Source organism: Bartonella sp. AP3QHHD (assembly GCF_042195765.1).
In the GTDB taxonomy this organism is placed as follows: Bacteria; Pseudomonadota; Alphaproteobacteria; order Rhizobiales; family Rhizobiaceae; genus Bartonella.
The window spans coordinates 1-6,346 of the sequence record NZ_JBHIPC010000015.1 but is presented as its reverse complement, the minus strand read 5'-3'; the positions used below and the strand labels follow the sequence as shown (position 1 = coordinate 6,346).

5 protein-coding genes and 1 pseudogene are annotated in these 6,346 nt (G+C 41.4%); 5 read left to right on the top strand and 1 reads right to left on the bottom strand.

Annotated features, from left to right (window positions below):
* Both ACFIL7_RS00780 and tolB read left to right on the top strand, forming a co-directional pair.
* Positions 1-1,090, top strand: a 1,090-nt coding sequence (locus tag ACFIL7_RS00780; protein WP_375683240.1) for a cell envelope biogenesis protein TolA, incomplete at its 5' end; no start/stop codon positions are given.
* 38 nt (positions 1,091-1,128) lie between these two features.
* Positions 1,129-2,454 (top strand): Tol-Pal system beta propeller repeat protein TolB, encoded by a 1,326-nt coding sequence (gene tolB / locus ACFIL7_RS00775; protein ID WP_375655037.1) that lies wholly within the window; start codon positions 1,129-1,131, stop codon positions 2,452-2,454.
* 1,064 nt (positions 2,455-3,518) lie between these two features.
* On the opposite strand, the gene ACFIL7_RS00770 is transcribed toward tolB, so the two are convergent.
* Positions 3,519-4,265: a YebC/PmpR family DNA-binding transcriptional regulator gene (locus ACFIL7_RS00770; protein WP_254492472.1), complete on the bottom strand. Its 747-nt coding sequence runs from the start codon at positions 4,263-4,265 to the stop codon at positions 3,519-3,521.
* A gap of 368 nt (positions 4,266-4,633) precedes the next feature.
* Between ACFIL7_RS00770 and ACFIL7_RS00765 the strand changes: the two genes are divergently transcribed.
* From ACFIL7_RS00765 to ACFIL7_RS00755, 3 genes and pseudogenes are all read left to right on the top strand, one after another.
* A complete protein-coding gene (locus tag ACFIL7_RS00765) occupies positions 4,634-5,329 on the top strand; it encodes a DUF1013 domain-containing protein (protein WP_375634428.1) in 696 nt (231 codons plus the stop codon).
* Between the two features lie 203 nt (positions 5,330-5,532).
* Entirely contained in the window at positions 5,533-6,054 is a 522-nt protein-coding gene (gene pal / locus ACFIL7_RS00760; RefSeq protein ID WP_375633417.1) for a peptidoglycan-associated lipoprotein Pal, read from the top strand.
* Positions 6,055-6,106: 52 nt separating this feature from the next.
* Positions 6,107-6,346, top strand: a pseudogene (locus tag ACFIL7_RS00755) (tol-pal system protein); the annotation flags it as partial.

Sequence of the window (6,346 nt, the reverse complement as noted above, 5' to 3'; positions counted from 1 at the left end):
GCCTGAGATGCCTTTGGAGGCACCGGAGGATGCACCCAAGGTTGCACCTGAGATGCCTTTTGAGGCACCACCGGAGGATGCACCCAAGGTTGCGCCTGAGATGCCTTTGGAGGCACCGGAGGATGCACCCAAGGTTGCACCTGAGATGCCTTTGGAGGCACCGGAGGATGCGCCCAAGGTTGTGCCTGAGATGCCTTTGGAGGCACCGGAGGATGCACCCAAGGTTGCACCTGAGATGCCTTTTGAGGCACCACCGGAGGATGCACCCAAGGTTGCGCCTGAGATGCCTTTGGAGGCACCGGAGGATGCACCCAAGGTTGCACCTGAGATGCCTTTTGAGGCACCACCGGAGGATGCACCCAAGGTTGCGCCTGAGATGCCTTTAGAGGCACCGGAGGATGCCTCTAAGGTTGCGCTCAAGCCTGCGCACAAAAATGAAGAAATGATATCGCCAAAAGAATTGGCTCCAACGGTCCCAAAAGTACCAGCAGAGCAGATTGTTCATCAAGCGCCCAAAATTGTACTTCCAGAAAAATCTCTTCTTCCACAGTTTAAACCAAAGTTTGACGGAGAATTTCCAAAGAAGAATGAGGCTGCATTGAATCAAAAGACGCCAAAGCTTAACAAGAAAAACCAAGAGAAACAGACCATTGAAGATATTTTAGCTCTGGAGGAAAATAATTTGCTCAATCGTGCGCGGTCACAAGGAGGGGGAGCAAAACGTTCTCATATACCAGAAGCTTTGGGTGCAAGAAAAAATATTAATGATACCACAAAAATGGCACAAACATTGGTCAATATTGCGGGGGGATGTATTCAACAGAAGCTTAAACTTGTGGCGCTTGGCGGCGATTTAAAAAATCGTCCGGTCGTGCGGTTGCGATTTTACTTAGACCGTGAAGGGATGGTTGTGGGCGACCCTATCATTGATCCCGTAAGCGGCCTTGAGAGTCAACAAGCTATTATGATAAGGCAGGTGTATGCTGCTGTCTTTTCATGCCAACCTTATGCAGATCTCCCACGTGATCAATATGATCTATGGGGGCAAGGTTTTGACTTTAATGTTGATCCCCTCCAAGAAATAAGATGATAAACGAGAAAAAAGCGCTTAACGAAAGGACACATTCCATGATGACTATAACGAGACATAAAGTTTTTGCTTGGTTTATTGTCACTTGTGGGTTGTGGCTTTCAAATATTTCATCGGGTTATGCGCAATTGAAAGGAACTATTTCGAGCGCTGATTTTAATCCCATTCCCATTGCAATTACAGACTTTATTTCCAATGATTCGATTGGGTTGAAAATATCTGCTGTGGTGACAGCCGATCTTGAACGGTCGGGGCTTTTTTTACCGCTTGATAAAGCAAATTTTTTTGAAAACATTTCTAATCCTAATAAACAACCGCATTTTGCTTCTTGGCAGAAAATAAAAGCACAAGGTTTAGTTACTGGGCAAGTCATGAGAGAAATCGATGGACGTTTGAGGGTCGATTTTCGTTTATGGGATGTGTTTGGACAAAGACAATTGAAAGGACGGCGTTTTTATACCGCGACAGAACGTTGGCGGCGTGTGGCACATATGATCGCAGATGAGATCTATAGTGAAATGACAGGAGAAAGTGGTTATTTTGATACACGAATTGTTTTTATCGATGAAACAGGCCCCCAAAATGCACGCATTAAACGCTTAGCAATGATGGATCAAGATGGCGCAAATTTGATTTATATGTCTGATGGAAGTGAATTGGTGCTTACACCGCGTTTTTCCCCAAAAAGACAAGAAATGACCTATATGGCTTATGAGGACAATCAAGTACCTCATGTTTATCTCCAACAAATTGAAATGGGGCAAAGAGAGTTGATCGGAACGTTTAATAACATGACAATTGCTCCACGTTTTTCTTCTGATGGACAAAAAGTTATCATGAGTTTGTTACAAAATGATGGGAGTGCCAATCTTTACACTATGGATTTACGAACCCGTACGATGACGCGACTTACAACAACTTCTGCTATTGATACTTCTGCTTCTTATTCACCGGATGGAAAACAAATTGTCTTTTCTTCAGATCGTAGTGGAAAGCCGCAAATCTATAAAATGAATGCGGATGGGAGTGATATTCAACGTATTTCTTCAAACGATGGGAGTTATTCAACACCTATTTGGTCTCCACGGGGTGACTATATCGCCTTTACAAAACAATTAAGCGGACAATTTTCTATCGGTGTTATGCGCCCTGATGGACAAGGAGAACGAATTTTAACCACAGGGTTTCACAATGAAGGACCAACGTGGGCCCCCAATGGTCGTGTACTGATGTTCTTTCGCAAAAATCCCGGTATGGGACCAAAAATTTATACGATTGATATTACGGGACGCAATGAACGACAACTCCCTACCCCCAATGATGCTTCAGATCCAGCATGGTCGCCTTTGCTCAATGTACAGTAAAACAAAATGCTTAAAAACAGAATATAGAAGGAATACAGTCTCAAGTTTACACAATCTCAATAGTTTTTAAATTATTTAAAAGAAGGAATTGATTATAATGGGCATGGGGAGTTATGTAGATTTCATCTATCATCTATGGTTGTTGATCGATAATGGAATTTCCTTGGGGAAAATGCTTAAAAAAATTCAAAATAAGACCTTGAAAAATAGAGTCGAAAATTCTGAGGTCTCTAGAGTTCAACTTTTTATTCAAAGTGTCGCTATATTTTTTTAAACTTCCTCTTCGATTTTGTTTGTGAAGAGTCCGGACTCTTGTCAGGGGGGCTGTTGCTCTCTGATGTGTTTTATTCAAGTACGCGGTTGTTTTAGGTCTGAATATTGATTGATCGGTAAGAGCAAAAGGACAGATTTTTAAGATAAATGACGTTATTTTAGAAATATACGATGCCATAAAGTTAATGCCATAAAGTCAAAAATTTATCTGCAACGGATTAGAGAGATGTACCGGCTTTTTGTACAATACTTTGCTAAAAAATCAGCTCTGGCTTTCCATTTGCTTATTTTTATTCTGTGATGTTGTAAAAACACTGCCCTTTGAGGTGTGGGGATATAGGGCGTATAAACCTCCTTGATATATTCTAAGTGTTTTTTAAGTGCGTAGCGAATATTTAGGGGAATGCATGTTTGTTGAGCCTTAAGTTTCAAGTGAATTTCATGAGTGATTCGTCATAGGAATACGTCAAGAAAACCCCAATTGTTTAGAGGCTAGATCATTTCATTACTTGAGGGTGGGGAGAGGAGGTTAATCTTAAAGAACAAAAAGATCAAATAGAGAGGAATATAGGGATAATCTTTGGGGCATGTAAGAAAGGCGTAAGGCTACAGAGTTTTGTATGCTTTCTTTTTGGGATTATGTTTTCTGCGATTGATTGTGGTTTTTTGTTGCATCAATGGCTTACCCCGCGATTGATGCGGGGCTTTTATATGTGCGGATAAAGAGGAGGGGTGACAGATGCTTTTGAAGCCCTCATGAATGAAGAGAGGGCTTATGCAAATGATGGGAATTATACAGACAATTTTGCCAAAATCTCATCACTGACATCAAAATTTGCATAAACATTTTGCACATCATCATCTTCTTCTAATGTTGAAATTAGTCGTAAAACGGACAAAGCTTTTTCTTCATCTATTGGTGCAAGGGTGGTGGCTTTCCAAATCGTTTTAATCGATTCTGCTTCACCAAGTTTTGCTTCAAGTGTTTTGGAAACTTCACCAATATCTTCAAATGCGCAGGTAATATGATGTCCGGTTTCTTCTGATTGCACATCTTCGGCACCGGCTTCAATTGCTGCATCCATGATGTTATCGGCTGTTCCTGCTTCTGGCTTATAGATTATTTCACCAATCCGATTAAACATGAAACTGACCGATCCTGTTTCCCCTAAGGCTCCTCCTGATTTTGTGAAGGCGGCGCGCACATTTGAAGCGGTGCGGTTGCGGTTATCAGTTAACGCTTCAACAATGACGGCAACGCCGCCTGGTCCATAGCCCTCATAGCGTACTTCATCATAATTTTCTACATCGGCGCCTGACGCTTTTTTAATCGCGCGTTCAATATTATCTTTCGGCATCGATTGTGCTTTGGCATTTTGAACAGCCAGCCTTAAACGTGGATTCATGGCTGGATCAGGAGCACCTTGTTTTGCTGCTACGGTAATTTCGCGCGCAAGCTTAGAAAATATTTTCGAGCGCATTGCATCTTGACGCCCTTTACGGTGCATAATATTTTTAAATTGTGAATGGCCTGCCATAGTTTTCCTTCCTATTTGAGGGCTTTTTTGCCAGTTGGATACTCTTTAGAATTTAAGGCGATAAAGCATGCATCCCACCAGAATAAATGTGCCACAGCATGAGGTGAAATAATCGAATAAACCCTTTATAAGAAAATTCATCTTAAAGGTAAAGACACCTTAGTTGAGGATCATTACAAGAGAGATCTCTTGTCGTTAAGCAAAAATAACGCTATAACAGAATGTAATCTCATAGCAAAATGGTTTATTCCATGCCGCGCTTTGTTTTAGGAGTGGTTGGAGAGACCTAAACATATAAAAAAGTTCCAGTGCTCTTGAGTGGGCGGTAACCTGCCTCATAGAAGAGGCGCAGAAGAGGATTTATAAAAATGGCAACGCAACTTTTGATGCCCAAAGCAACAGCTGTTTGGTTGGTTGATAATACAGCTCTTTCTTTTGATCAGATTGCAGAATTTTGTAAATTGCATGTCTTGGAAGTAAAAGCTATTGCCGATGGTGATGCGGCTTATGGTATTAAAGGTTTAGATCCGATTAGTTCTGGGCAATTGACGCGCAGTGAAATTGCACGGGTGGAGGCTGATCAAAACGCACGATTGAAAATTTCTCAATCTAGGGTGCATATTCCTGAAAAAAAACGTAAAGGGGCGCGCTATATCCCTCTTTCTCGACGCCAAGATCGTCCCAATGGTATCCTATGGTTGGTTACAAACCATCCCGAGTTGAAAGATGCACAAATTGCACGGTTGATTGGGACAACAAAAGCGACAATTGAACAAATCCGCCTTAGAACCCATTGGAATAGTGCAAATTTGGTTCCTCTTGATCCTGTAGGACTTGGTTTGTGTTCGCAAATCGATTTAGATTTTGAGCTCCAGCGTGCGGCGAAAAATCGTCCTGTTGCAGCAGAAGAAGATAGGTCGTTGCTTCCCGCTTCTGTGACGGAAAACGCTGCTCTAGAGGAAAATGAGAGTGAAGACAATCTGCATAAGACTTTTGACGCTGATAAAGTTTTTGCAAAGCTGAACGCGCTGCAAAAAAATAGTCAAAATCAAGATGATGCATAAAAAGCCATGACGCATAAGGGAAACATTTCTTATGGAAATGTTAGAGGAATGGCTGAAGAGAAGAAAAATTGGCAGAGACTTAAAAGTAAAAATAAGGACGAAAAAAACAGAAAAAATTTCGTCTTCATTAGGAATTAACGGTTATTCTTAAAAATATTTTTAAGAATTGACCCTTCTTTACGAAATTCAAGGAGAAACGGATTATGCGCTCTACCAAAAAAACCATCTCTCATTCCTTAGCTATCCTCTTTCTTTTCTCACTATGCCTGGGTGGGTGTGGCAAAAAAAATGTTGGTGCACTTAACGGTATGAATGGCGCTTATATGAATGATGCTGGTTTGAATCAGGTGTCACCAGGCTCAGGACAAGAATTTACGGTTAATGTGGGTGATCGCGTGTTTTTTAGTCTCGATTCTTCTTCACTTGATGCTGATGCTGAACGTATTTTAATGCGCCAAGCAGAATGGTTGCTTCATTATCCTTATTATTCTATTATGATCGAAGGTCATGCTGATGAGAGGGGAACACGTGAATATAACTTGGCACTTGGACAGCGCCGTGCTGTTGCTGTGCGAAACTATTTGGTGTCTCTTGGTGTGTCCGCACAACGGATTCAAACAATTTCTTACGGAAAAGAAAGACCTGTAGCAGTATGTGATGATATTTCCTGTTGGAATCAAAATCGACGTGCTGTGACAACGTTGAGTGACATGAATAGTCATTAAAAAGAAGATTGTTTGTTTCAACTATTCAATAAGCTCTTAAGGGGAAAAAAGAATGTATCGTAAAATCAATTGGAAAACACTCTTTTATATGGGGGTTTTCATAGCTTGTTCTACTTCACTTGTTCAAAGTGCGGCACGAAAGGCTTCCGAATATCCTGCACATGATACGGATAAAGTTGATGCAGTTGATAAGGCAACTGATGACGTGAAGAAAGTACCTGATGCAGCCGATAAAGCAGCATCTGATGCAGCGGAAAAAGCCACTGACGCTGTTAATAAGGCTGTCGATGCT